Here is a 22,804-nt window from a genome sequence, read left to right on the forward strand (position 1 = left end):
CAGGACCAGACCGGGGCCCCGGCTCAGCGGCGGATCACCGTGACCCGGCGTCGCTTGGCGCCGGTTTCAACCGGCAGGCCCCGGCGGATTTTCAGCTCGGGCAGGATGCAGCTGTGCTGCTGCGCCAGGGTTTCGAATTTGCTGCGCAGGGCCGGAAAGGCGATTTCGGGCAGGGAAGTGTCGAGCCAGACCGTCAGCAGCTCCTCCTCGGCAATAACCCGGTAATCGCGGACCGGCACCGGCAGGGTCGCAACCATCTGGCGGAGCAGATCCGAGGCGATCAGTCGCTGTTTTCCGTCATGACCCTGCCACCACAGGATATCATCCGCCCGTCCCTCGATCCGCGCAATGCGCTGGCTGGCGCAGCCGCAGGGGCATGGCTCGGGATCGGGAAACAGCACATCATCGAGACGATAGCGCAGGATCGGCAGGCTGCTGCGGGTAAAATCGGTGACGATCGGGCAGAAGGCCCCGGTTTCGCTGTCGAGCACATCGCGGCCAAATTTCACGAAGCGCTCATTGAGATGCAGGTTTCCGGCGCGGCAGCTATAGGCAAGCAATCCCTCGGTCGCCTGGTAGACCTGATCGGGCTTGCGGCCAAAAATAGTCTCTATACAGGCTGAATCTTCGGGTGAAAGCACCTCTGCGACCGAGATCAGACGTTTCGGAGCAATCCCGATCTGGTTGCGCTGCTGTGCCCGGGCGATCTGCGCCAGCATGGTGGCGGGGGCGACCAGAATGCTGGGCTGCAGCTTCTGCAACCCGACCATATTGTCGGAGAACGGGTTCAGAAGATCGAAAAAGTGAAACTTCAGCAGCGGATTGGCCACCCGGCGATAGAGCGCATTATCGGCGCGCATAAAAAAGCCAACCCGCTGGCGCTGCAGCAGCGGGAAGGGCCAGAACCGGCCGCAGATCACCGCGGCCCAGAGCGCCCGCTCATGGCGGCTGGTCAGAAACAGCCCGCGCTGCCCCGAGGTGCCGGTCGACAGGCCAACCGCGATCTCACCCATCATCGGCTCAAAATTCCGGGTTTCTTCCGACTTCAGGGCCAGCGCCATCGCAGCATCGCGGTCGATGCCGCAGGTATTGATCTCGCTGAAATGCGCCATCAGCAGGGCCTTGGTCATGATCGGCCAGTCTGCCATCCGGCTTTCGGCATATCGGGCATAGAAAGGCGACAGCGGCATGATCTTCTGCCGCAGCCGCGCCATCCCATGCGCCTGCCATGCCTGAATCGCCTCACGCGAGCTGAAGCCTCGCCCATAGCGCGTGATACGAAACGCCGAAAAGGGGGTCACGAAAATGCCTCCGGGCAATGCGATGGCCAGAGGCCGATATCGGGCCTGCCGCGCGAAAGGGCGCAGAGCGAGCGGAAGGTCCGGCTGTAGTCCCCGGGCACACCAAGGCGACGGATGATGGCATCGGGTGGCGGAACCTGGTCTCTGAGCGCCGCCCGGCTCCAGGCCGCGTCGGAGATCAGAAACTGTGGCCCGGTCGTGGTTTGTGGCAGCAGCAGTCCGAACTGTCCTGCGCCATGGCCGGGCAGCGGCAGGGCAAGCAGGCTGCCATCGCCCGCCAGATCATAGCAAGGCCCGCTCAGCCAGTCTGAGAGCGGCGAAGGAATGGTGGGGTAATCCTCGATAAACCGCGGCTTCAGGCTCAGCAGCCTGCGCCGCACCAGCTCGGGGCAGCCGGCTTTCAGCGTGGCCAGGCGCCCGCCCTGCTGCAGCGCGTTCCAGGCCTCGCGCGATGTCAGCACCGGCGGCAATCTGGCCAGGTCGAACAGGCCGCAGACATGATCGGCATGCAGATGGGACAGCAGCACCAGATCGGGCCAGGCCTGCAGCCGCGACAGCTGACGCTCGAGGCTTTCTGCGGGCAGCAGCCGGGTGGGGGTGGTCCAGCGATAGAACCGCTCGGGCAGGCTTTGCGTCGCAGTAAAAAACGCTGCGCCATAGCCAGTGTCAAACAGCAAACTGCCCAGTGCGGTGCGGCGGATCAGGGCCGCTCCGGCAGGAAAGCGAATGGGGCGCAGGCCAGCGTCACGCCGCGCCGCAAAGGCGGGTGCCTTGCAATGGCCGATCTGCAAAGCTGTCATTTCAGGCAGTATAGTCACGAATCCCCTCTCTCAGGCCGACCTGTGGCCTGTAGCCTAACTGCTCACGCGCTGCAGTGAGATTCAGGGTCATGCTGCGCCCAAGCGCTATCACCGCCTGGCGGGTGAGCAGCGGCTCCTGATCGGGCCTGAACAGGCGATGGCAGGTCTCAAGCGCATGGCCAAGCGTCAGAGCAAGGCGATAGGGAATGGGAATGCGCTTGGGCGACAGGCCGAAATGCGCGCAGATCTGATCGAGCAGATCGACAAATCGCCAGGGCTCTCCCGAAGAAATATTGAAAACCTGGCCACCCGCTGGCCCGGCCTGCTGCGCGGCGAGGATCATGGCGCGGGCTGCATCCGAGACATGAGTCAGATCGATCAGGGCCTGGCCAGCATCAATCAGCGGCACCTTGCCACGCTGCAGGGCCTGCAGCAGCCTTGGCATCAGCGCCCGGTCGCCGTGGCCATAGATCGCGCGCGGCCGCAACGCAACGCAGCGCATCGCGCCAGGCATATCGGCCTGCCTTACCATCGCCTCAGATACGGCTTTTGTGCGTGAATAGTGACTGAACTGGCGTAGGGGCAGGGGGGCGCTTTCCGTCAGGTTCAGCCTGTGGCTGCCATCGGAGCAGATGCTGGGGGAAGAGGCAAAGATAAACCGGCTGACCCCGGCCTCGCGTGCGGCAGCCAGTAAACGGGCGGTGGCCTCAACATTCAGCGCCTGAAACGCTGCGGCGGGGCCCCAGGCCGAGGAAAGCGCGGCACAGTGATAAATTGTGTCGATCCCGGCGAGATGCGGGCGCAGCGCAGCCGGGCTGGTGAGATCGAGGGTCAGAAACCTGGCCCCCTCTGCTGACAGGCGCTGGCCGATCCTGGCATCGCGCCCCTGGGCCAGCACGGATTGCCCCGCCGCCAGCAGCTGACGGGTGATTTCTGCGCCGAGGCAGCCTGTGGCGCCGGTGACAAGGATCTGACCCATCAGTAACGCAGCACCATGCCGCCGAGCGAAATGCCCGCTGATGTGCCGAGCAAAAGCACAAGCTCGCCACGTTGCAGCCGGTCAGTGATGATCGCTTCATGCAGGGCCGAGGGGATCGAGCTGGCGATCTGATTGCCGCTGTCGGCGAAGATGCGGATGACCTTTTCCCCGGGCAAACCCAGCCGCGCAAGTCCATGTTCTAGCGCGGGTGCACTGGCCTGATGTGGCACTATGCAGGCTAAATCACCCAGTTTTACCCCGGCCTGGTCCAGCAGCTTTCTGAGAAAGCCGGGCAGATAGCGCGAGCTGTGGCGCAGGGCGGCGCGGCCGTCCATCTGAAACACCGCGCCCTGGTGCAGCCGTGCCGGATCGCTTTGCAGGGTGATCCTGGTGCCCCCAGCTTCCAGCCTGCAGGCTGCGCTGGCGATGCTATAGGTCTCCATCCGGCTGGCCAGCACCCCCTGACCAGGGGGCGGATCGGGATCCGCGCCCAGAACCACGGCAGCGGCGCCGTCGCCAAAGATCGCGGCACAATCCGGCTGGCTCCAGTTAAGCCCGGCCGAGGCGATATCGGCTGAAAATACCAGCACTTTTCTGGCCTGACCTGCGGCGATTTTCAGCGCCGCCAGCTCGAGCGCCTGGACAAAGCTGAGGCAGGTCGCATTCACATCATAAGCGGGGATGCCGGAGGTACAGAGGTTCAGGCGGCGCTGGACCAGGGTGGCGGTTGAGGGGATCGGCTGCTCCATCACCCCGCAGGCCCCAAGGATCAGATCCAGCGCACTGGCCTCGAGGCCGGCGGCAGCAAGTGCTGCCTCAGCCGCCGCCGCTGCCATCATCGAACTGGTTTCGTCAGCTGCGGCGACGGCGCGGCTTTCCAGCCCGTAGCGTGCGGCTGTCGTCCCCTCAGCCCAGCCAAGATTGCGGTCGACTTCGGCCGAAGTCAGGCGGCGTCGCGGCATATAGCGCCCGGTTCCAAGGATTCGCAGCGCTGGTGCTCTGGAAAAATCTGTCATCTCTGAACCCATGCTGCATCTTAATGAACGCCGTTCATTAACCATTGACCGAAGCCGCTATCTCGGTCAAGAATATTTTTGAACGCCGTTAAATAACTATGGTGAGCCCCGCATGAGCCGACCCCAACGTGTGCCCCGGGCGCAGCTGCGTGAAGAGATCCTGCGGGCGGCAGGGCAGATTCTCAGCCGTGAGGGGGCTGAGGGGCTGACCGCTCGGGCCGTTGCGCGGGAGGTCGGCTATACGGCGGCCTCGATCTATAACGTCTTCGGTTCGATGTCGGACCTGCTGATGGAGCTGAACCGCGACACGCTGCTGCGGCTTGAAGAGCTGTTTGCACAATTGCCCGATGCCGCAGATCCGGCGGAAAAACTGCACCATCTGACCGCGGCCTATATCGCTTTCATGCAACAAAATCCGGCGCTCTGGCAGGCGATTTTCGGTGGGCTGCGTCAGCGCGAGCAGTTTCCGGACTGGTATGTCGCGGCGATTGCCGGGCTGAAGCAGAAGCTGGCCGGTCTGCTCGGGCAATATGCGCCCGGGCTGAGCGCGGAGCGGGCGGATCATCTGGCCGAGCAGCTTTACGTTGCAGTGCATGGCGCGGTGGCGCTGGATCTGGAACGCCGCCTCGATCTGCTGACCCGGCAGAGCGCCGTCTCGGTTGCGGCGGCAGTGCTGGATATGATCCTGCTCAGCCTGCGATCTGCTTCGTGAAGCCCGCCTTTATCCTCGGCTCGGGGCGCTGCGGCTCGACCCTTGTTTCACAGATCCTGCGGTTGCATCCGGAGGTGCTGAGCCTGTCGGAAGTGTTTTCAACTGCCGGGGCCAGGGCCTTTTCACCGCGGCCACTCAGCGGGGCGGCCTTCTGGCGCGTGATCGGCCAGGCGGACCGGCTCGGTGCGGCGCTTGGCAATCCGCAGCGAGCCCCGCGTGAGTTTCTCTACGGCAGTCAGCAGGGCAACAGATATGACCCCTTCGCCTGCCCGCCGCTGTTGCAGGTGGCACTGCCGCATCTGACCGACAGGCCGGATGCTTTGTTTGAAACTTTACGAAAACAGGCTCTGACATGGCCAGTTCAGAGCATTCAGGCGCATTATCTGGCGTTATTTGCGGCATTGAAGCAAGGCGCGGGGCAGGAGGTGCCGGTGGAGCGCTCGGGTGGCTCGCTGGTTGCGGCCAGAACCCTGCGCCGGCTGTTCCCGGACGCGCGCTTTGTGCTGCTGCATCGCAGCGGCGCCGAGACGGTTCTGTCGATGTGCGATTACCCGGCGGCGCGCCTGGCGCTGTACAGCTGGCAGCATTTCCGCCGTATCGGGCTCGATTTTCTGGCGCCAGACCATCATTATGGCCGGGGAGGGATCTGGCCGGTTCTGCAGCGTTTCAGCTGGCTGCTTCCGGTTCAAAGGATTCTCGATACCGCGCCCGATCCTGTCGGGATGGCGCGGTTCTGGTCAGAGATGATGCAGCGTGGCTGCGCTGCTTTGCAGGATCTGCCGGGGCCACAGCTTATGGTGCTGGAATATGAAGAGCTGGTGGCGCATCCGGCGGAAAACCTGGCGCGGCTGGGGTATTTTCTGACGGGCGGCGCGCCAGAGCCCTGGCTCAGCGCTGCCTCGGCCCTGCCGGAGCAGCGCCCCTCCCGCTCAGCCCGGCTGGAGCCGAAGGATCGCGCGGCCCTTGTCGCGGCCTGTGAACCGGGAGAGCAGGCCTTCGCCAGGCTGCGCGCAGCCCGCCAGGCCGGGTTGGATTTTAATGTTTAAAACCCTGTTCAGCCAGGATCTGTCACCAGGATCCTAACCATTCTGTGGCAAGCTGGTATCCACAGCTGCGGGTGGGGGCCCGTCACGGCACGGCTGCCGTATCTGTGGGGTGGTGCTGGTGAGGCAGGGTTCAGCGTGCCGCCAGGCATGGCTTTGGGTGCTGATATCTGTGCTGGCCATGCCTGGCCGCATATTGGCCGCGGGAGAGGGCAGTCGTGCTGTTCTGGTCATAAGCGACGATACTGGCGGCCTGCTGGCGGAACGCAGCCGGGCGGTGCAAGAGCTGCGGCTGGCAGGGGTAAGGGTTGAATTGCGCGGTCGCTGTTATTCGGCCTGCACCCTGTATCTGGGGCTTGAGACTGTCTGCGTCAGTCGCAGGGCGCGGCTCGGCTTTCATGGGCCGAGCTCATATGGCCGGCCGCTGGCCCGGCCCGAGTTTGAGCGCTGGTCGCGGCTGATGGCTGGATATTACCGTGAGCCTCTGCGCAGCTGGTATCTGCAGGCGGCGCGCTATGAGATTGCCGGCTATCTGACCCTTTCGGGGGCAGAGCTGATCCGTCTGGGCTATGCCGAATGCTGAGCCTGGGCCTCCGGCCTGTGCCCTTGGCAGCTCAGCTGCCGGGGAAGTTTACCGCCCGGCGATAGCCGCGCCCGCCATAGAGCAGGGCTTCGGGATCTTTTGACAAAGTGACCGAGGTGACGTGTCCCACAAAAATATGGTGGGTCTCCCAGTAGAGGGCGGTGGCCAGGCGGCATTCAAAAACCGCCGTTGCCCCGCTGATCATCGGCTGGCCCAGGCTGCCGGTCTCCCAGCTGGCGCGGTCAAACCGTTCGTCATGATTGGCCAGCCCGGCGCGACCGGCGAAAAGATTGGCGACATCCTGCTGGCCCTCATGCAGAAGATTGGCGCAGAAAGCCCGGTTCTTCAGGATGGCGGCTGCGGTCGAGCTGCGGTGATGGATACAGGCCAGCAGCGAGGGATGCTCACCATCCGCCGAAACCGAGGTCAGCGAGCTGATCGTCACGCCAAAACGCCCGGCCTCACCATCGGTCGTGGCCACGGCGACAAAAGTCGCGGCGCGGCTCATCCCCTCGATGAAGCAATCGCGCAGTTCATGATCCATGTTTCACCCCTGTACCCACATCACCCCTGCTCTGCCCCTCCCTTCGCATGATTTTGCGGCTGAGACGAGGGGGCAGCCGCAGGGTGGTTCTGCCAGCGCGGCCGTTCGCGCTGCAGTCTTTCGCCGGGCCGCAGATATTCAGGGCCGAAGGAGCGGGCAATCAGATCGAGCGCCGGGGCATCGATATGGCCGCGCGCCGCATCGAGCACGACGCTATCCGCAATATGCATCGCCAGAATGGTGGCGATCAGCGCATATTGCCCGGGGCCGGTCTCAACCGCATGGGCCAGACGGCATTCAAAAGCCACCGGGCTTGCCGCGATGCGGGGCGGCGCGATCCGGGTCGAGGGCGCAGGGCTCAGCCCGGCCAGTTCCAGCTCATTCACCCCGTCCGGCGCATCAATGGCGGTCAGGTTCATCGCATCAAGCAGCGCAGCGGGAACCAGATTCACCACGAAATCGCGGGTCGCGAGGATATTGCGGGCGCTGTGTTTCAGTGTGCCATCGGCTTTGCCGGTCAGGCCGAGGACAAGGGTCGGGGGCGCATCGCCGAGCAGATTGAAAAAGCTGAAAGGCGCGGCATTGATCTCCCCTGCCTCACTCTGGCTGACCACCCAGGCGATGGGTCTTGGCGTGACGCAGGCGGTCATCAGCTTATAGGCAATGCCCTCACCAAGGGCGGAAAAATCGAAATACATTGCTTCAGGTCTCGCTTCCACGCCGTCGTGCCAGTGCGGCGATCAGATCGGTGCGGGTGACAATACCGATGATCCTCGCACCTTCAAGCACGGGTACGGCATCGTTACGCCCCTCTGCCAGCAGTGAAAGCAGCTGCGGCAGCGGCGCATCCGGCCCGAGGCAGGGCACTTCGCGGTCCATCACCGCCGCGGCGCGCAGCGGCTGGCCATTGTCCGGGCGCAGCAATGCGGCGAGGGCGCGTGAAAACCGGCTCTGGCTGCGCGCCGCCTCGGCCTGGCCGGCGCGGATCAGATGGATCGGGAAGATCACCCCTTCATAGACCTGGCCCGGCCCGGTCACCGGCAGCGAGGAAAAGCCCCGGTCGCGGAAGATATCGGCCAGCTGATAGAACGGCGTCTCCGGCGTCACCGTGACAAGGTCATGCGACATGATATCTGCGGCGGTCAGATGATCGCTCTCATGGCTTGCGGCCAGGCGCTCGGCGGCGGCAATCAGCCGGGCCAGATCCTCGACCCCGATATTGGCGCTCTGGCGATAGTCGAGCAGCAGGTCCGACAGCTCAGCGCGCGACAGCGCCAGCCGGTCGAGCGGTGCCGGATCGGCCGCCGGGGCGGCGGGCTGACGGAACGGGTAATGCCGGCCGGTCAGATGCGCGAAAAGGGCGGCGACCGGGACGAGGGCGAGGGTGCCGATCGCGACCGGGGCCAGTACATAGAGCCAGCCGCTCTGCAGCAGCGGTTCGGGGTTGAGCACGGCGAGCAGAGCAACCGCCCCGCCGGGCGGATGCAGGGCACGGCAGAGCATCATCACCAGAACCGCCAGTCCGGGCGCGATAATGATCTGCAGCAGATGATTGTCGGTCAGCATCAGCAGCGCCAGCGCCGCCAGGGCCGAGACGCTGTTGCCGATCACCGCCGACCAGGGCTGGGCCAGCGGGCTGTTTGGCAGCGCGAACAGCAAAACCGCGCTTGCCCCGAAAGGCGCAATCAGAAACAGGCCAAAGCGGGCGCTGGGCAGGTCCGGGGCCAGCAGCAGCGCCAGGGCCAGCATCCCAAGACTGACACCGATGCTGGCGCGCAGGGTTTCCTTCCAGCCGGCAAAGGCCATTGCCGGCCCGGCATGGGCGATTTTTCGGTGCATCACTCGGCCCTCCGCCAGATTCAGCTCTCAGAGAGCCGATCCGGGCGGGGGCTGCAAGCGCTGCTGTGTCGGGCCGGGGCAAAACCGGCGCGGCGGCTCTGAACGGCCTCAGCCCTTCAGCTCGGCGGTTACCCGTACCGGGCCAGGGCTGCCCCGCAGCTTGGCGCGGTAGATCACCACCCCCTCAACCACCCGCATCACATAGGTGCGGGTTTCGGCAAAGGGGATGCTCTCGACCCAGTCGATGACATCGACATCGGGGCGTCGCGGATCACCGAATTCGGTGATCCAGCGCCGCGGACGCCCCGGCCCGGCATTATAGCCCGAGGCGACCAGCGCGATCGAGGGGCCGAATTCCTCGACCAGTTTCGCCAGATAGGCCGAGCCGACCTGGGCATTGAAACCGGGGTCATAAAGTTTCGACAGCGAATAGGTCAGGCCGATGTCTTTCGCCATCCGCTCGGCTGTTTCGGGCAGCACCTGCATCAGGCCACGCGCATTGGCCGAAGACCTGGCGATGGGCTCAAATTCGCTTTCGCGCCGGGCAATCGCCAGCGCCAGCGCCCGGCTGACCCTCAGCCCCTCCGGCACAAGGCGGGTCAGCGGGTAATAGCTGCGGGTCAGAATGGCACCGCGCTCGGCGGCCTGTTTCGACAGCACAAGGGCGATATGGGTCTGGTCCATCTGCAGCGCCATCTCGGCCAGCTGCGCGATCTCGCTGGTATCGAGACTTTCCGCCAGATGCAGCAGGAAGCGCTTCCCCTCGGCGCGGTTATCGGCAGCGAGCAGCAGCCGGGCCATCTGCAGAACCGATGAGCTGGCAAAACGTGACTGCTCCCAGCCCTGGGCCTGGCGGTCATCCAGCAGCGCCGGATCCAGCTCCAGCCCCAGTTTCTCGGCGGCGAGCAGGCCGTAATAGGCGGTCTGATGCCGGGCGGCGGTGCGGTAATGCGCCTCGGCCTGCGCCTTGCGCCCGGCCGCCTCTTCGGCGCGGCCCTGCCAGTAATCGGCCCGCGCCACCGAGATTGCGGTCGAGACCCCCTGGCGCAGATGGCCGAAATGGCGCAGCGCCGTTTCAGGGTCATTCAGCCGGCGCAGCGCGATAAAGCCGGCAAGGAATTCAAGATCGGCATAGGCTGATCCCGCGCTCAGCCCGTGGCGGGAGGCCACCCGATAGGCATCCTGAGCGCGGTCCTGACGCAGCAGCCAGCGGGCCAGCAGGGCGCGACGCGGCGCCCAGTCCCCGGCCCGGCCCAGCTGATCGGGCGCCGTCGCAAGGATCAGCGTGGCGGCTTCGGGGTAAAGATCACGCCGCATCCGCCAGGTGAAGCGCTCATAGGCCAAGCCGGGGTCAGATTGAAGCGCGGCAGGTATGGCCTCGATCAGCCTGTCAACCCCGGGCTGATCGCTGCGCAGAGCCAGCCGCGCCTCGGCGAGTTTACGCCTGCCCTCGGGCACCCGTGGCAGCATCCGCAAAGCCTCGGCCCGGCGCCCTTCCCAGAGCAGGGTCTCGAGCCGCAATTCATGCACCATGGCCACAGCTTCGGGCATCAGCAGTTGCAGGCTGGCCTCTTCCTCGGCGCTCAGCGACAGCTCGGCCCAGGCCCGCATTGCCTCGGTCTCGGCCATGGACGGCTGACCCAGCGCCCGATAGGCGCTGACGAGGGCCACAGCGCCAGCCCCGGTTCTGGGCGGATTTCCGGCGAAATAGGCCACAACCCGCGCCGGGGTCCGGGAGCGGGTGACCGCCTCCTCTCCCTTGCGGCGCAATAAGGCGAGGCCGGGCCAGTCCGGGCGGCGTTTAAGGAAATCCTCGTAATCCCCGAGCCGCCCCTCGCCGTCGCGCAGCCAGGACCAGAGCACGAAATCGCGGCCGAGCCCCTCGGGTGCGGCGGCAAGCGCCTCCTGCCACTGTTCCTTGCGCAGCAGATCCAGCGCCGTGGAGAGCTGTGCGGCGGGATCCGCCCGCAGCGGCAGCGGCGCGGCAAGGCTGGCAATGAGAAGCAGTCGGAGCAGGAGGGTCATGGCGGTGACTCTGCCAAAGCCCTGGTTTGGCGACAAGCCACGATCCTGTCAGAACGGGGCTTCCTGCCTGTCACTCGCGCTTGGCAAGCGGCTTTTGCACCGCTAAGGAAGTCGACGTTACACAGAGGGGCGAGAGGCCCCCTAAGCCCATTATCAGGAGATGCGTACCATGTTCCAGGGATCAATCCCCGCTTTGGTTACGCCGTTCAAGGACGGCGCACTGGATATGGATACGCTGAAGAAGCTGGTCGACTGGCAGATCGAGCAGGGCTCGACCGGCCTCGTTCCGGTCGGCACCACCGGCGAAAGCCCGACCCTGACCCATGAAGAACATGAGGCAGTGATCGAGGCGGTGGTGAAATTCGCTGCCGGTCGCGTGCCGGTGATTGCCGGGGCCGGCTCAAACAACACTGCCGAGGGCATCCGCCTGATCCAGCATGCCGAGCGCGTTGGCGCCGATGCGGCCCTGGTGGTCACGCCTTATTACAACAAACCGAACCAGGCTGGCCTGATCGCGCATTTCACCGCGCTGCATGATGCCTGCAATCTGCCGATTGTGATCTATAATATCCCGGGCCGCTCGGTCATTGATATGACCCCCGAAACCATGGGCGAGCTGGCCAAACTGCGCCGCATCGTCGGGGTGAAAGACGCGACCGGAAAAATCGAGAAAGTCAGCCAGCAGCGCCAGAGCTGCGGCCCTGATTTCATTCAGCTTTCCGGCAATGACGATACCGCCCTGGCCTTCAACGCCCATGGTGGTCATGGCGCGATTTCGGTCACGGCGAATATCGCACCGAAGCTCTGCGCTGAATTCCAGGCCGCCACGCTGCGCGGCGATTTCAAAACCGCGCTGGAATACCAGGATCGTCTGTTCCCGCTGCATGAGGCTATCTTCATCGAGCCGGGTCTGGTCGGGGCCAAATATGCGCTCTCGCTGCTGGGACGCTGCAGCGAAGAGGTCCGCCTGCCGCTGGTCGGCCTGAGCGAGGGCACCAAAGCGCGCATCCGCGTCGCGATGCAACATGCCGGTCTGCTCTGACCCCATCCGATTGCGGGCCCGGCAGTGAAGGCTGCCGGTGCCTCCGCCAATCTGCGCGGCGCGGGGCTGATGAGCCTTTCGATGGCGGGATTCGCGGTTGAGGATCTGTTTCTGAAAAAAGCCGCCGCCAGCCTGCCGATCGGGCAGATCATGGTGATCATGGGCTTTTCCGGCGCGGTTTTCTTCGCTTTGCTGGCGTTTCGCGCCGGTGAGGCGGCTCTGCCCCGCGCTTTTCTCTGCCGTCCCATGCTGATCCGCTCGGTCCTCGAGATTTCGGGGCGGCTGTTTTATTCGCTGGCGATTGCCCTGACGCCTATGGTCGGTGTGGTGGCGATTCTTCAGGCCACACCGCTGATGGTGGTGGCGGGCGCGGCGATGTTCTTTGGCGAGAAAGTGGGCTGGCGACGCTGGTCGGCGGTGGGCTTTGGCTTTCTCGGGGTGCTTGTGGTGCTGCGTCCGGGGCTTGATGGCTTCTCTGTGCTGTCTTTGCTGGCCCTGGCCGGAATGCTGGGCTTTGCCGGGCGCGATCTGGCGACGCGCGCCGCACCGAGAACCCTGTCGAACCGCCAGCTGGGCACGGCTGGTTTCACCATGCTGGGCATCGCCGGGCTGATTGTTCTGGGCTTCAGCGAAGGCGCGCGCCTGCCCGATCTGCGTGAGGCCGGGCTGATCCTCGGGGCGACGGTCTTCGGCGTGGCAGGCTATCACGCGCTGACCGCGGCGATGCGCACCGGCGAGCTGGTGGCCGTGGCCCCCTTCCGCTACACGCGCCTGCTGTTTGCTCTGATCCTGGCGGTTTTGCTGCTGGGGGAGCGGCCGGATACAATGACCCTTGCCGGCAGCGCGATGATTGTCGGCAGTGGGCTTTATGCGCTGATCCGCGCGCGCAGAGCCCAAAGCTGAGTCCGGCCCGCTTGCCTCAGCGCACGCCATCGCCTATTTCCACAGGATCATGCAGAAAAAACACGATCCTAATTCCAGACTGATTGCTGAAAATCGCCGGGCGCGGTTCGATTATCATATCGAAAGCGACCTGGAGGCGGGGATTGTGCTCCAGGGGTCGGAAGTGAAAAGCCTGCGGCTGGGCGGCTCGAATATCGCCGACAGCTATGCCTCGGTCGAGGGGGGCGAACTCTGGCTGATCAACGGCTATATCGCGCCCTATCGCCAGTCGAATGCCTGGGACAGCCATGAAGAGCGCCGTCGCCGTAAGCTGCTGGTCTCAAAGCGGGAACTCTCGCGTCTGTGGTCGGCCACCGCGCGTGAGGGCATGACCATTGTCCCCTTGCGGCTTTATTTCAATGAGCGCGGCATGGTGAAAATTGCCCTCGGTGTGGCCAAGGGTAAGAAGCTGGCGGATAAGCGTGAAACCAGCGCCAAGCGGGACTGGGATCGCCAGAAAGCCCGGATCATGAAGCAGGGTCATCAGGGCTGAGACCGGCATCAGCCCTTGCTAAGGGCTGATATGGTGGTGTCTCGCTGCGCAAACACAACATTTGCCAGAAGGCTGCGGATCAGGCAGCATCTTGCTGCCCGGGGGCGGCACCAGCCGTCCCGCCGGGTGCAAAGCCGGAGCAAACCGGCTTCAGGAGGGATGTTCTGATGGAACCGATGCAATTGCTTCTTCAGCTGGTTGCCGGACTTGTCGGCGGCAATGCAGCAGGGGCAGGACTTAAGAATATCAGTATGGGCACTGCCCTGAACTCAATCATCGGCCTTATTGGCGGCTTTGGCGGCGCACAGATCCTGGCTCTGCTGGGCCTTGGCGGTGCGGCGGCAGGCGGGGGGGCCGGGTTCGACACGGCCGCCCTGATCCAGAGTATCGTCGGCGGCGGCGCCGGGGGCGGCATTCTGGTGGCCATTGTCGGGGCGATCAAAAAGACTCTGGCGCGCTGAGAAAGGCGAAACAGCCCTCCGCGCTCCGGCTGCGGAGGGTTTTCACGCGGCTGCGATTCTGAATCCGCACTCACAGGCCCGCGCGGGCTTGCATGATGATCTCTGGGGGATATAGGGGAAGCAATCCGTTCGATCCTGGACCTGAGGCACCGATGGCGATGACCCCTTCTCCGAGTGATGATCCGATGACTCTGGTCTCGACTGACTGGCTTGGCAAGCATCTGAAGGATCCGGATCTGAGGATTCTGGATGCCAGCTGGTTCATGCCGGGCGTCGCCCGCGATCCCCGGGCCGAATATCTCGCCGGGCATATTCCCGGCGCGCGGTTCTTTGATATCGACGAAATTTCCGACAGCCGTTCCAACCTGCCGCATATGGCCCCCCCGGTTGAGAAGTTCATGTCCCGGTTGCGGGCGATGGGCATCGGCGACGGGCATCAGGTGGTGGTCTACGATTCCTCCGGGGTTTTCGCCGCGGCCCGGGTTTGGTGGACCTTCCGCCTGATGGGCAAGACTGATGTGGCGGTGCTGGATGGTGGTCTGCCGAAATGGCAGGCCGAAGGACGCCCGGTTGACGATCTGCCGCCGGTGATCCGGGACCGGCATATGACCACCTCTCGCCAGAACCAGCTGGTACGGGATGTGACCCAGGTCGCCCATGCCGCCAAACTCAAACAGGCGGTTGTGGTGGATGCCCGCCCTGGCCCGCGCTTCCGCGGCGAGGTGGCCGAGCCGCGTCCGGGCCTGCGCCCGGGGCATATTCCCGGCGCGCTCAATCTGCCCTATGCCGAGCTGATCGCCGCCAATGGCACGCTCAAACCGGTGCCCGAGCTGAAAGCCGCCTTTGAGGCCGCAGGCGTCGACCTGGCGCGGCCGGTGATCACCAGCTGCGGCTCGGGGATTTCTGCCGCCGTGCTGGCGCTGGCGCTGGAACGCATCGGCCATCGGGACTGGTCGCTCTATGACGGCTCCTGGGCCGAATGGGGCATGTATGAGGATTTGCCGGTCGCTACCGGACCGGCAGAATAGGGCGCGGTTTCCCAGAAGGGATCCGGCCAAGCCTGTTGAGAAGAGGATAAAATGCTCGAGGCTCTGAACCCCCAGCCGCAGGATAAAATCCTGCAACTCATCGCGATGTTCCGTGAGGACAAGCGCGACGGCAAGATCGATCTTGGTGTCGGCGTCTATAAAGACGCGACTGGCCTCACTCCGGTGATGCGCGCCGTGAAGGCGGCCGAGAAGAAGATCTGGGAGGCAGAGACCACCAAGACCTATACTGCTCTGGCGGGCGAGCCCGGCTATAATGCGGCGCTGTCTGGCCTGATCCTCGGCGAGGGCTATGGCGATCGTCTGGCCTCGGCCTCGACCCCGGGCGGGACCGGCGCGCTGCGCCAGGGCTTTGAACTGGCCCGTCTGGCCAATCCGGATCTCAAAGTCTGGCTCTCGGCCCCGACCTGGCCGAACCATCCGTCGATCCTGAAGTTCCTGAAGATCGAAATGGCGGAATATCGCTATTTCGACGTTGCGACCTCGGGTGTTGATTTCGACGCGATGCTCGCTGATCTCGATGGGGTGAAAGAGGGCGATCTCGTGCTGCTGCACGGCTGCTGCCACAACCCGACCGGCGCCAATCTGACCATGGCGCAATGGGATCAGGTGATCGCGCTTCTCCAGGCCAAAAAGGCCGTGCCGATGGTCGACCTGGCCTATCAGGGCTTTGGCGACGGGCTTGACGCCGATGCCGAGGCGACCCGCAAAGTGGCGGCAGCTTTCCCGGAAGTCATCATCGCGGCGTCCTGCTCGAAAAACTTCGGCATCTACCGCGAGCGTGCAGGCCTCGTCATCGCGCTTAGTTCGGCGGATCGTAAGGCCGTGGTCCAGGCCAATCTCAACTTCCTCAACCGCCAGACCTATTCCTTCCCGCCCGATCACGGCGCGCGGATCGTGACCACGATCCTTGAGGATGCGGCTCTGACCGCTGACTGGAAGGCCGAGCTGGAAGAGACCCGCCTGAATATGCTGAACCTGCGGGTGCAGCTGGCGGAAGAGCTGCGCAAGGCCAGCAATTCGGATCGCTTTGATTTCGTGGCGCATCACCGCGGCATGTTCTCGCGTCTGGGCCTGAGCGAGGCCCAGGTGAACCGTCTGCGTGAAGAACATGCGGTCTATATGGTCGGCGATTCGCGGATCAATATCGCCGGTCTGAACAAAGACACCGTGCCGGTTCTGGCAAAGGCTATTGCTTCGGTGCTCTGAAGCGGGCCCGCACAAATAATAAACCCCGCCCGGCAGGATCCTGGCGGGGTTTTTTCATGACGGATGGCCGGGCTTTCCGGACCAGGGCCCGCGCCCCTGGAAAGCCGCAGCAGCCTCAGCGCTGATATTTGATGAAAGGCGTTACTCTGGCGATGCGGTCATAGAGCTGGCGCGCCGTGGCGTTGAATTCCTGGGTCAGCCAGTACACAGCCGGGGTGCCATTGGCATCGGCCCGTGCATAGACCGCCTCAATCAAAGCCCGTCCGGCCCCGGTGCCGCGCGCCTCGGGGCTGACGAACAGATCCTGAAGATAGCAGACCTCTTCCACGCGCCAGTTATGCGGGTGGAAAATACCGTGCACCAGGCCAATCGCCCGGCCCTCAGCCTCGGCGATCAGGCCAAACTGGGCCTTCACTTCCGGGTCGGTCAGCCTTTTGAAGGTGGTTTCATAGACCTGCTCGGGGACGCTGGATTCATAAAATTCCAGATACTGCGTCCAGAGCTGCCGCCACACGGGCTCATCGGCCGGGCAAAGGGGGCGAATGGTCACTGACATCGGCAATCCTGTTATGTGAAATAGCCTGCGTGCCTCAGCAGGGGGCGCGGTGCCAGCGGCATGGGGCGGCGCGAAATATAGTCATTGGGCGCAAAGCCTGTAAAGCCAGGCCGGTCTCTGGCTCTGCCCTGCCCGGAGACCGGGCAGGGCATCAGAATTGCGGGCGCCCCGGATGCAGAAGCGGGGCGCGCCCCGTCAGTTCATGCCGAGCGCTTCGCGGATCGCGCGGTCAATCTCTTCCTGACGCCGGGCATCCGGCATGCCTTCCTGGTTCGAGCCGCCCTGATAGACCGGGGCGTTCGAGCCATCGAAATAGGGCACTTCCTCGGGCATGATCGGCCGGTCCACGCCGCCGATATCGGGCGAGGGACCAAGCGCCGGATTGCCACCCTGAACCGTGTTCTGCGGCACGGCTTTCGGCAGGGGCATCGGTGGCACCCCTTTGTTGATCCGCAGCATCACCTCTTTCCAGATTTCGGCCGGCAGACCGCCGCCGGTGACGCCGGTCAGCGGCCGGTTATCGTCATAGCCGAGCCAGACCCCCACCACATAATCAGCGGTAAAGCCGACGAACCAGGCGTCGCGTGACGAGTTGGTGGTGCCGGTCTTGCCTGCGGATTCGCGGTCGGGCAGGCGTGCCCTACCGCCGGTGCCCGAGGTCATGACCTCGCTCATCATATAGATCAGCGCATGGGCCGCCTCTTCCGAGATCACCCGCTCGCCGATGCCGCCGCCCTGGCCGAACAGTTCTTCATCCTCGCCCTGCAGCCGCAGGCGGCGCAGCCCGTAGGGGGTCACCGAAGATCCGCCGTTCAGAATGCCGGCATAGGCGCCGGTCATTTCGATCAGCGTTGATTCACTGGCCCCAAGCGCAAGGGCCGGACCATCGGCCATTTTTGAGGCCACGCCGAATTCGGTCGCAACCTTGCGCACCAGATCGCGGCCCACCAGCTCTGAGATCTTCACCGCCGGAATATTGCGGCTTTCGGCCAGGGCCTGGGTCAGGGTGATCATGCCCTTGAATTTGCCGTCGTAATTCTTCGGGCTATAGGGGCCGGATCCGGGAACGTTGATCGTATAGGGCGCGTCATCGACGTAATCCATCGGGCTGTAGCCCAGATCCATCGCCACCGCATAGACGAAGGGCTTAAAGGCCGAGCCGGTCTGGCGCAAAGCCATAGTGGCGCGGTTAAAGTCACCGGCGCGCGGGATCGCCCGGCCGCCGACCATGGCGCGCACCGCCCCGTCTGAGCTCATCACCACAATCGCCGCCTGGGCGGTCGAACCCTCTTTGACCTTGGTGTCGAAGACCGATTTCAGAGCCGCTTCGGACTGGCTCTGCAGCCCCTGATCCAGCGTGGTTTCGATGATCACATCCTCAGTGGTGTCGCGCGCCAGGTAATCGGGCGTGGTCTCCATCAGCCAGTCGGCGAAATAGCCACCGTTCTTCTGCCGCGCCGCTTCGGAAAGCTGGGCGGGGTTGGCCCGGGCCTCATCGGCTTCGGCTTTGGTCAGATAGCCCTGCTCTTCCATCAGACCGATCACCACATTGGCGCGGGTCTGCGAGCGCCCGAGGTTGGCGGTCGGGGCCAGGGCCGAGGGGGCCTGGAGCAGACCGGCCAGCATTGCCGCTTCGGCCGGGGTCACATTGGCGGCCGATTTGCCGAAATAGCGCTGCGCTGCGGCCTCAAAGCCACGCGCCCCCGCCCCGAGATAGGCGCGGTTCATATAGATGGTCAGAATATCCGCCTTGGAATATTTCAGCTCCATCGCGATCGAATAGGGCACTTCCTTCAGCTTGCGCCTGATGCCGCCCCCGCGGCAGTCGCGCTCATATTCCGCCTCGGATTTCCACTGCGCCGGATCGTAATTCACCCCAAGGCACAAGAGTTTTGCCACCTGCTGGGTGATGGTCGAGCCGCCATTGCCCTGAAACGCACTGCGCCCTTCCGAGAGGTTGATCCGGATGGCGCTGGCAATGCCGCGCGGGCTGACGCCGAGATGGTAGTAGAAGCGCTTGTCTTCGGTGGCGACAATGGCGTGATGCAGATGCGGCGACACGGTCGTGGTGTCGATCTGACCGCCGAAAGTCTCGCCCCGCCAGGCAAAGACCTTACCGTCGCGGTCGAGCATGGTGACCGAGCCTCGGGCCCGGCCGTCCAGCAAAGTGTCGAGTGGCGGCAGCTGGCTGTAGAAATAAAACACCACCCCGCCCAGAACGAGGGCGGAAACCGCGGTCACACGCCAGAGCACCGCCCAGATGATGCGCCAGAAGAACAGGAATGTTCCCATGATAAAGCCATGGCGGCGCGCCGGGCGCCGGGCTTTCGCGGCTGCCGGTTTAGGGGCCGGGCGGCGCGAGGGTGGTGGCTTTGGCGGCTGGCGTCCGCCGCCCGATGTGCCGCCACCCCCGGAGGCGCCCCCGGAGCCGCCGCCGGAGGAAGGAGCCCGCGAAGGATAACGCTTGTCTGCTACCAGGGGGCCTCTGCCCCCGCCACTCGTTGCCATATGTCTGTATGCCCGTGCCTTTACCTGGCGGCTCCGACCTCTGACAGGTCTTTGCGCGATTGCGGCGAGACTAACCTGCTTTTGTCGGGTTGCGAAGGGCAGGGCGCAGCGATTCGAATCTCCGGGCCGCCTGAAAAACGGGCAAAGCCACCGATCACCGCATTTTTTTTGGACAGGTCAGCGGTTTGGCGACAGTCAGAGCCGCCGCTTTCTTGTGCTGCAGCAGCGAAATCCCGCCTGATTTCCACAAGGCCAGTCCCGGGCCGACCTGAAAGACAGAGGGGAAAGAGGTGAAACTGATCATTGCGGCACTGAAACCATTCAAGCTCGACGAGGTGCGCGAGGCGCTGACCCTGATCGGCGTCCGCGGAATGATGGTGACAGAGATTAAGGGCTTTGGCCTGCAGTCGGGCCATACCGAAATTTACCGTGGTGCCGAATATGCGGTGAATTTCGTTCCGAAGCTGCGCCTTGAGATCGTCGTGCCCGACGCTCTGGCCGAGCAGGTGGTCGACACGATCGCCCGCACCGCCCGGACCGATAAGATCGGTGACGGCAAGATTTTCGTCCTCGACGTCGCGCAGGCGCTGCGGGTTCGCACCGGCGAAACCGGCGATGATGCGATCTGAGCAAAGACCCAGTGAAGGGGAAAAGAAAATTATGAGCAATTTCTCAAAACTTTCCGGTCTGACGGCGCTTGCCGCACCGCTTCTGGCCAGCCTGCCCGCCTGGGCCCAGGAGGCTGCGGAAACGGTTGCAGAAACCGCCGCCGGGGTCGTGGAGGAGGTTCCGGCCCCCGATAGCGGCGATACCGCATGGATGCTGATCTCGACCGCGCTGGTGCTGTTCATGATCATTCCGGGTGTGGCGCTGTTCTATGGCGGTCTGGTGCGCAGCAAAAACATGCTGTCGGTGCTGATGCAGACCACCACGATCACCGCCATGTGCCTGGTGATCTATGTGCTTTACGGCTATTCCTTTGCCTTCGGCGGCGGCGAGGGCCCCTATTTCGGCGGGTTTGACAAGCTCTTGCTTGCCGGTATCGGCCCGGACACGCTTTCGGGCAGCATTCCGGAATATGTCTTCATCAGCTTCCAGGCCACTTTCGCCGCCATCACCTCGGCGCTGATCATCGGCGGCTTTGCCGAGCGGATCAAATTCAGGGCGGTGCTGCTGTTCATCTTCCTCTGGGTGACCATCGTTTATTTCCCGGTTGCGCATATGGCCTGGGATGCGAATGGCCTGTTCTTCGGCTGGGAGGTCTTTGACTTTGCCGGTGGTACGGTTGTGCATATCAATGCCGGTGTGGCGGCTCTGGTCGGGGCGATCTGCGTCGGCAGGCGCGTCGGCTATGGCAAGGATAATATGGCGCCGCATTCGCTGACCCTGACCCTGGTCGGCGCGGGCATCCTGTTTGTCGGCTGGTTCGGCTTTAATGCCGGTTCGGCGCTGGGCGCGAATGGCACTGCCGGTCTTGCGATGATCAATACCTTCACCGCCACGGCCGGTGGTATCCTCGGCTGGGTGGCGGTGGAAGCGATCACCCGTGGCAAAGCCTCGATGCTGGGCGGGGCCTCGGGCATGATCGCAGGTCTGGTTGCCGTTACCCCGGCGGCCGGGGCGGTTGGCCCGGTGGGGGCGATCTTCCTTGGCGCGATTGCTTCGGCTGGCTGCTATTATTTCGTGGCGGTGGTGAAGAACCGGTTCGGTTATGATGACAGCCTCGATGTCTTCGGTATCCATGGCATCGGCGGCATCATTGGCGCGGTCGGCGCAGGCATCTTCGCGGCGCCGGCGCTGGGCGGCCAGGGCTTCCCCGGCGAACGCGGCATGGGCGAGCAGGTCTTCTACCAGATCGCGGCCGTTGGCATCACCATTCTCTACTGCGCCATCGTCTCGTTCATCCTGTTCAAAGTGGTTGGCGCTCTGACCGGCGGGTTGCGCGTCAGCGAAGAGGCCGAGCGCGAAGGGCTTGACCTCACCTCGCATGGCGAGCGCGCCTATCATAACTGAGCTGTGTCAGGCCCTTTCGGGGGCCTGACCTGGCCGAAAGCAAAAGGCCCGCCGGGAAACCTGCGGGCCTTTTCACCATCCTGCTTTGCCACAAGGGCCGAAGCGGTCAGCTGTTCTGCAGATCCTGGATCAGCGCATCGATATTGCCTTTGCGCCTGTCGAGCATCGCGCCGATCTCGCTGCGCTCAGAGGCGAGCATATTCACCCCCTCGATGATGATATTGAAGAACAGGTCACGGCCGCTGCGGCTCGAGACATGCCAGCGCAGATCGAAAGGCGCCTCGCCCTTCAGATGCGCGACCGAGATCACCTCGAAATAGCTCTTGATCGGGCGGGCGCCGGTCACTTCGATCCGGCCGCCGATAAATTCGCGGAAGCGGCGGCCATATTTGCGGCTGATATAGCCCTGGAAAGCCTGGGTATAGGCGGCGAGCTGGGCCTTGCTGGCCTGGCGGGCCGCGGTGCCCAGCGTCGACTGGGCAATCTGCGGCACATCGGCATAGCGGACAAACAGCTTCTCAAAGCTGCCATACATCTGCTTTTCCGACTGGCCCGAGCTGATGATCTTGTTGATATCGGCCACCGCACTGTCAATCAGTGCCCGCGCCTGGCCATCGGTAAGGGCGAAAGCGGGGGCCGCGCCGAAAGCGGCGGCGGCGACAAGGCCTGTTCCGAGGAAACGGCGGCGCGAAAGGCCGGGAACGAGTGTTACAGACATGTCAGTCCTCGTAGGGATCGATAAAACCGGAATCCTGATAGGGATCGATGAAATCCCCATCCGCAGCTGCATCCCCTGTGCCCCCTTTCGCTTTCGCGATCTGGTGACGCCGGTTCTGCTGATAGAGCAGGCGCAGCTGGCTATAGCTGTCAGCGCTCTCATATAGGAGCGAATCCACGGTATCGGAATAGCGGTAGCGGCTGTTCAGGCGGGAAGCCGCCTCAAGCCCCAGCACCGCAGTGGCATCATCGCCCTCAAACACATTGTTTAGCGGGTTCATCGCCATATCTGCGGCAATGCCAATGGTGTCGCGCAGATTAGAGGGGCCAAACACCGGCAGTTCGATATAGGGGCCTTCGCCGACACCCCAGACCGCGAGCGTCTCGCCGAAATCAGCATCGGTCTTGGGCAGCTGCAGCACGCTGGCCACATCGAACAATCCGCCGATCCCGGCAGTGGCATTCACCGCAAAGCGCAGCGTGTTATTGGTGGCATCCTCAATCCGGGCCTGCAGGATCTGGTTCAGCACCACGCCAGGCAGATCGAGCGTATCGGCGACATTGGACACGCCCTGCCGCAAAGGCTCGGGCAGAACGGTGCCATAAACCTTGGAGGCCGGGCGCACGAGCACGGTATCCAGGCCTTTGTTCACGCCATGCATGGCACGGTTCACCGGCTCGATCGGATCCTGGATGCCATCCGCCGAAGGGGCACGGGCACAGGCTGCGGGCAGGACCAGCAGCAGGCTGACGGCCAGGGGGCTGAACAGAATACGGAACTGCAAAGAAAGGCCTCAGCTGGGTCAGAGAAAAAGGGAGGATACCGGCACTGGCGCCACAAAGCGATGCGACCAATGCCTGAAGGCATTAAGGGCTGGCAAAGCGCAAGACAACACGCATTCTCTGTGGCATGGTCATATTGGCAGCCTTTGGCCAGCAGAATCTATCCTTTCGGCATTGCAAACACAATTTCGG

The 22,804-nt window shown here is 63.9% G+C and carries 23 protein-coding genes; 11 read left to right on the plus strand and 12 right to left on the minus strand.

What is annotated here, in order from left to right:
- Positions 1-23 precede the first annotated feature (23 nt).
- Genes H0485_RS15635 through H0485_RS15650 form a run of 4 tightly spaced genes read right to left on the minus strand, consistent with a single transcriptional unit; the run spans position 24 to position 4,042 of the window.
- Positions 24-1,301 (minus strand): F390 synthetase-related protein, encoded by a 1,278-nt coding sequence (locus H0485_RS15635; protein ID WP_226936888.1) that lies wholly within the window; start codon positions 1,299-1,301, stop codon positions 24-26.
- Positions 1,298-2,119, minus strand: coding sequence for an MBL fold metallo-hydrolase (locus H0485_RS15640; protein ID WP_226936889.1), 822 nt, complete (start codon positions 2,117-2,119; stop codon positions 1,298-1,300). Before H0485_RS15640 ends, H0485_RS15635 begins: the two co-directional genes overlap by 4 nt.
- Complete coding sequence (locus H0485_RS15645) at positions 2,103-3,080, minus strand: NAD-dependent epimerase/dehydratase family protein (protein ID WP_226936890.1); 978 nt, start codon at positions 3,078-3,080, stop codon at positions 2,103-2,105. Before H0485_RS15645 ends, H0485_RS15640 begins: the two co-directional genes overlap by 17 nt.
- Positions 3,080-4,042 (minus strand): 3-oxoacyl-[acyl-carrier-protein] synthase III C-terminal domain-containing protein, encoded by a 963-nt coding sequence (locus H0485_RS15650; protein WP_226936891.1) that lies wholly within the window; start codon positions 4,040-4,042, stop codon positions 3,080-3,082. Before H0485_RS15650 ends, H0485_RS15645 begins: the two co-directional genes overlap by 1 nt.
- Before the next feature lie 166 nt (positions 4,043-4,208).
- On the opposite strand from H0485_RS15650, the gene H0485_RS15655 reads away from it, so the two are divergent.
- The 3 genes from H0485_RS15655 (at position 4,209) to H0485_RS15665 (ending at position 6,434) form a co-directional block, all read left to right on the plus strand.
- Positions 4,209-4,808 carry a TetR/AcrR family transcriptional regulator gene (locus H0485_RS15655; RefSeq protein WP_226936892.1) on the plus strand — a complete coding sequence of 200 codons (600 nt, stop codon included), beginning with the start codon at positions 4,209-4,211 and terminating at the stop codon, positions 4,806-4,808.
- Positions 4,805-5,854: a sulfotransferase gene (locus H0485_RS15660; RefSeq protein WP_226936893.1), complete on the plus strand. Its 1,050-nt coding sequence runs from the start codon at positions 4,805-4,807 to the stop codon at positions 5,852-5,854. The genes H0485_RS15655 and H0485_RS15660 overlap by 4 nt, the downstream gene beginning before the upstream one ends.
- 157 nt (positions 5,855-6,011) lie before the next feature.
- Complete coding sequence (locus H0485_RS15665) at positions 6,012-6,434, plus strand: hypothetical protein (RefSeq protein WP_226936894.1); 423 nt, start codon at positions 6,012-6,014, stop codon at positions 6,432-6,434.
- A 31-nt stretch (positions 6,435-6,465) separates the two neighbouring features.
- On the opposite strand, the gene H0485_RS15670 is transcribed toward H0485_RS15665, so the two are convergent.
- The 4 genes from H0485_RS15670 to H0485_RS15685 form a co-directional block, all read right to left on the minus strand.
- The gene (locus H0485_RS15670; RefSeq protein ID WP_226936895.1) at positions 6,466-6,978 is read right to left on the minus strand and encodes a flavin reductase family protein; all 513 of its coding nucleotides are present in this window, start codon (positions 6,976-6,978) and stop codon (positions 6,466-6,468) included.
- A gap of 20 nt (positions 6,979-6,998) precedes the next feature.
- Positions 6,999-7,676: a flavin reductase family protein gene (locus tag H0485_RS15675; RefSeq protein ID WP_226936896.1), complete on the minus strand. Its 678-nt coding sequence runs from the start codon at positions 7,674-7,676 to the stop codon at positions 6,999-7,001.
- A gap of 4 nt (positions 7,677-7,680) precedes the next feature.
- Positions 7,681-8,817: an HPP family protein gene (locus H0485_RS15680; RefSeq protein WP_226936948.1), complete on the minus strand. Its 1,137-nt coding sequence runs from the start codon at positions 8,815-8,817 to the stop codon at positions 7,681-7,683.
- A gap of 108 nt (positions 8,818-8,925) precedes the next feature.
- Positions 8,926-10,842 carry a lytic transglycosylase domain-containing protein gene (locus H0485_RS15685; RefSeq protein ID WP_226936897.1) on the minus strand — a complete coding sequence of 639 codons (1,917 nt, stop codon included), beginning with the start codon at positions 10,840-10,842 and terminating at the stop codon, positions 8,926-8,928.
- A gap of 169 nt (positions 10,843-11,011) precedes the next feature.
- Between H0485_RS15685 and dapA the strand changes: the two genes are divergently transcribed.
- From dapA to H0485_RS15715, 6 genes are all read left to right on the plus strand, one after another.
- On the plus strand, positions 11,012-11,884 hold the full coding sequence (gene dapA / locus H0485_RS15690) for a 4-hydroxy-tetrahydrodipicolinate synthase (protein WP_226936898.1): 873 nt from the start codon (positions 11,012-11,014) through the stop codon (positions 11,882-11,884).
- Between the two features lie 24 nt (positions 11,885-11,908).
- A complete protein-coding gene (locus tag H0485_RS15695; RefSeq protein ID WP_435531512.1) occupies positions 11,909-12,787 on the plus strand; it encodes a DMT family transporter in 879 nt (292 codons plus the stop codon).
- Positions 12,788-12,836: 49 nt separating this feature from the next.
- Positions 12,837-13,319, plus strand: a complete 483-nt coding sequence (gene smpB / locus H0485_RS15700) for an SsrA-binding protein SmpB (protein ID WP_226936899.1) — start codon at positions 12,837-12,839, stop codon at positions 13,317-13,319.
- A gap of 167 nt (positions 13,320-13,486) precedes the next feature.
- On the plus strand, positions 13,487-13,780 hold the full coding sequence (locus tag H0485_RS15705; protein ID WP_226936900.1) for a hypothetical protein: 294 nt from the start codon (positions 13,487-13,489) through the stop codon (positions 13,778-13,780).
- Between the two features lie 158 nt (positions 13,781-13,938).
- The gene (gene sseA / locus H0485_RS15710; protein ID WP_226936950.1) at positions 13,939-14,808 is read left to right on the plus strand and encodes a 3-mercaptopyruvate sulfurtransferase; all 870 of its coding nucleotides are present in this window, start codon (positions 13,939-13,941) and stop codon (positions 14,806-14,808) included.
- A gap of 51 nt (positions 14,809-14,859) precedes the next feature.
- Entirely contained in the window at positions 14,860-16,035 is a 1,176-nt protein-coding gene (locus tag H0485_RS15715; RefSeq protein ID WP_226936901.1) for an amino acid aminotransferase, read from the plus strand.
- Positions 16,036-16,150: 115 nt separating this feature from the next.
- On the opposite strand, the gene H0485_RS15720 is transcribed toward H0485_RS15715, so the two are convergent.
- Together H0485_RS15720 and H0485_RS15725 are read right to left on the minus strand one after the other, a co-directional pair.
- A complete protein-coding gene (locus H0485_RS15720; RefSeq protein WP_226936902.1) occupies positions 16,151-16,591 on the minus strand; it encodes a GNAT family N-acetyltransferase in 441 nt (146 codons plus the stop codon).
- A 195-nt stretch (positions 16,592-16,786) separates the two neighbouring features.
- The gene (locus tag H0485_RS15725; RefSeq protein ID WP_226936903.1) at positions 16,787-19,099 is read right to left on the minus strand and encodes a transglycosylase domain-containing protein; all 2,313 of its coding nucleotides are present in this window, start codon (positions 19,097-19,099) and stop codon (positions 16,787-16,789) included.
- Positions 19,100-19,389: 290 nt separating this feature from the next.
- On the opposite strand from H0485_RS15725, the gene H0485_RS15730 reads away from it, so the two are divergent.
- Positions 19,390-19,728: a P-II family nitrogen regulator gene (locus H0485_RS15730; protein WP_226936904.1), complete on the plus strand. Its 339-nt coding sequence runs from the start codon at positions 19,390-19,392 to the stop codon at positions 19,726-19,728.
- Between the two features lie 31 nt (positions 19,729-19,759).
- Positions 19,760-21,112: an ammonium transporter gene (locus H0485_RS15735; protein ID WP_226936905.1), complete on the plus strand. Its 1,353-nt coding sequence runs from the start codon at positions 19,760-19,762 to the stop codon at positions 21,110-21,112.
- A 106-nt stretch (positions 21,113-21,218) separates the two neighbouring features.
- On the opposite strand, the gene H0485_RS15740 is transcribed toward H0485_RS15735, so the two are convergent.
- Together H0485_RS15740 and H0485_RS15745 are read right to left on the minus strand one after the other, a co-directional pair.
- Complete coding sequence (locus tag H0485_RS15740; RefSeq protein ID WP_226936906.1) at positions 21,219-21,830, minus strand: MlaC/ttg2D family ABC transporter substrate-binding protein; 612 nt, start codon at positions 21,828-21,830, stop codon at positions 21,219-21,221.
- A gap of 1 nt (position 21,831) precedes the next feature.
- Positions 21,832-22,614, minus strand: coding sequence for an MlaA family lipoprotein (locus tag H0485_RS15745; protein ID WP_226936907.1), 783 nt, complete (start codon positions 22,612-22,614; stop codon positions 21,832-21,834).
- Positions 22,615-22,804 lie beyond the last annotated feature (190 nt).

This window comes from Pseudogemmobacter faecipullorum, from assembly GCF_020539525.1.
Lineage (GTDB): Bacteria > Pseudomonadota > Alphaproteobacteria > Rhodobacterales > Rhodobacteraceae > Pseudogemmobacter > Pseudogemmobacter faecipullorum.

Excerpts from the sequence above, each read along its gene's own strand:
- H0485_RS15675 (WP_226936896.1), bottom strand. The coding sequence starts at position 7,676 with ATGTATTTCGATTTTTCCGCCCTTGGTGAGGGCATTGCCTATAAGCTG.
- H0485_RS15645 (WP_226936890.1), bottom strand. The coding sequence starts at position 3,080 with ATGGGTCAGATCCTTGTCACCGGCGCCACAGGCTGCCTCGGCGCAGAA.
- dapA (WP_226936898.1), top strand. The coding sequence starts at position 11,012 with ATGTTCCAGGGATCAATCCCCGCTTTGGTTACGCCGTTCAAGGACGGC.
- H0485_RS15705 (WP_226936900.1), top strand. The coding sequence starts at position 13,487 with ATGGAACCGATGCAATTGCTTCTTCAGCTGGTTGCCGGACTTGTCGGC.
- H0485_RS15655 (WP_226936892.1), top strand. The coding sequence starts at position 4,209 with ATGAGCCGACCCCAACGTGTGCCCCGGGCGCAGCTGCGTGAAGAGATC.
- H0485_RS15725 (WP_226936903.1), bottom strand. The coding sequence starts at position 19,099 with ATGGCAACGAGTGGCGGGGGCAGAGGCCCCCTGGTAGCAGACAAGCGT.
- H0485_RS15670 (WP_226936895.1), bottom strand. The coding sequence starts at position 6,978 with ATGGATCATGAACTGCGCGATTGCTTCATCGAGGGGATGAGCCGCGCC.
- H0485_RS15685 (WP_226936897.1), bottom strand. The coding sequence starts at position 10,842 with ATGACCCTCCTGCTCCGACTGCTTCTCATTGCCAGCCTTGCCGCGCCG.
- H0485_RS15650 (WP_226936891.1), bottom strand. The coding sequence starts at position 4,042 with ATGCCGCGACGCCGCCTGACTTCGGCCGAAGTCGACCGCAATCTTGGC.
- H0485_RS15735 (WP_226936905.1), top strand. The coding sequence starts at position 19,760 with ATGAGCAATTTCTCAAAACTTTCCGGTCTGACGGCGCTTGCCGCACCG.
- H0485_RS15740 (WP_226936906.1), bottom strand. The coding sequence starts at position 21,830 with ATGTCTGTAACACTCGTTCCCGGCCTTTCGCGCCGCCGTTTCCTCGGA.
- H0485_RS15715 (WP_226936901.1), top strand. The coding sequence starts at position 14,860 with ATGCTCGAGGCTCTGAACCCCCAGCCGCAGGATAAAATCCTGCAACTC.
- H0485_RS15680 (WP_226936948.1), bottom strand. The coding sequence starts at position 8,817 with ATGCACCGAAAAATCGCCCATGCCGGGCCGGCAATGGCCTTTGCCGGC.
- H0485_RS15720 (WP_226936902.1), bottom strand. The coding sequence starts at position 16,591 with ATGTCAGTGACCATTCGCCCCCTTTGCCCGGCCGATGAGCCCGTGTGG.
- smpB (WP_226936899.1), top strand. The coding sequence starts at position 12,837 with ATGCAGAAAAAACACGATCCTAATTCCAGACTGATTGCTGAAAATCGC.
- sseA (WP_226936950.1), top strand. The coding sequence starts at position 13,939 with ATGACCCCTTCTCCGAGTGATGATCCGATGACTCTGGTCTCGACTGAC.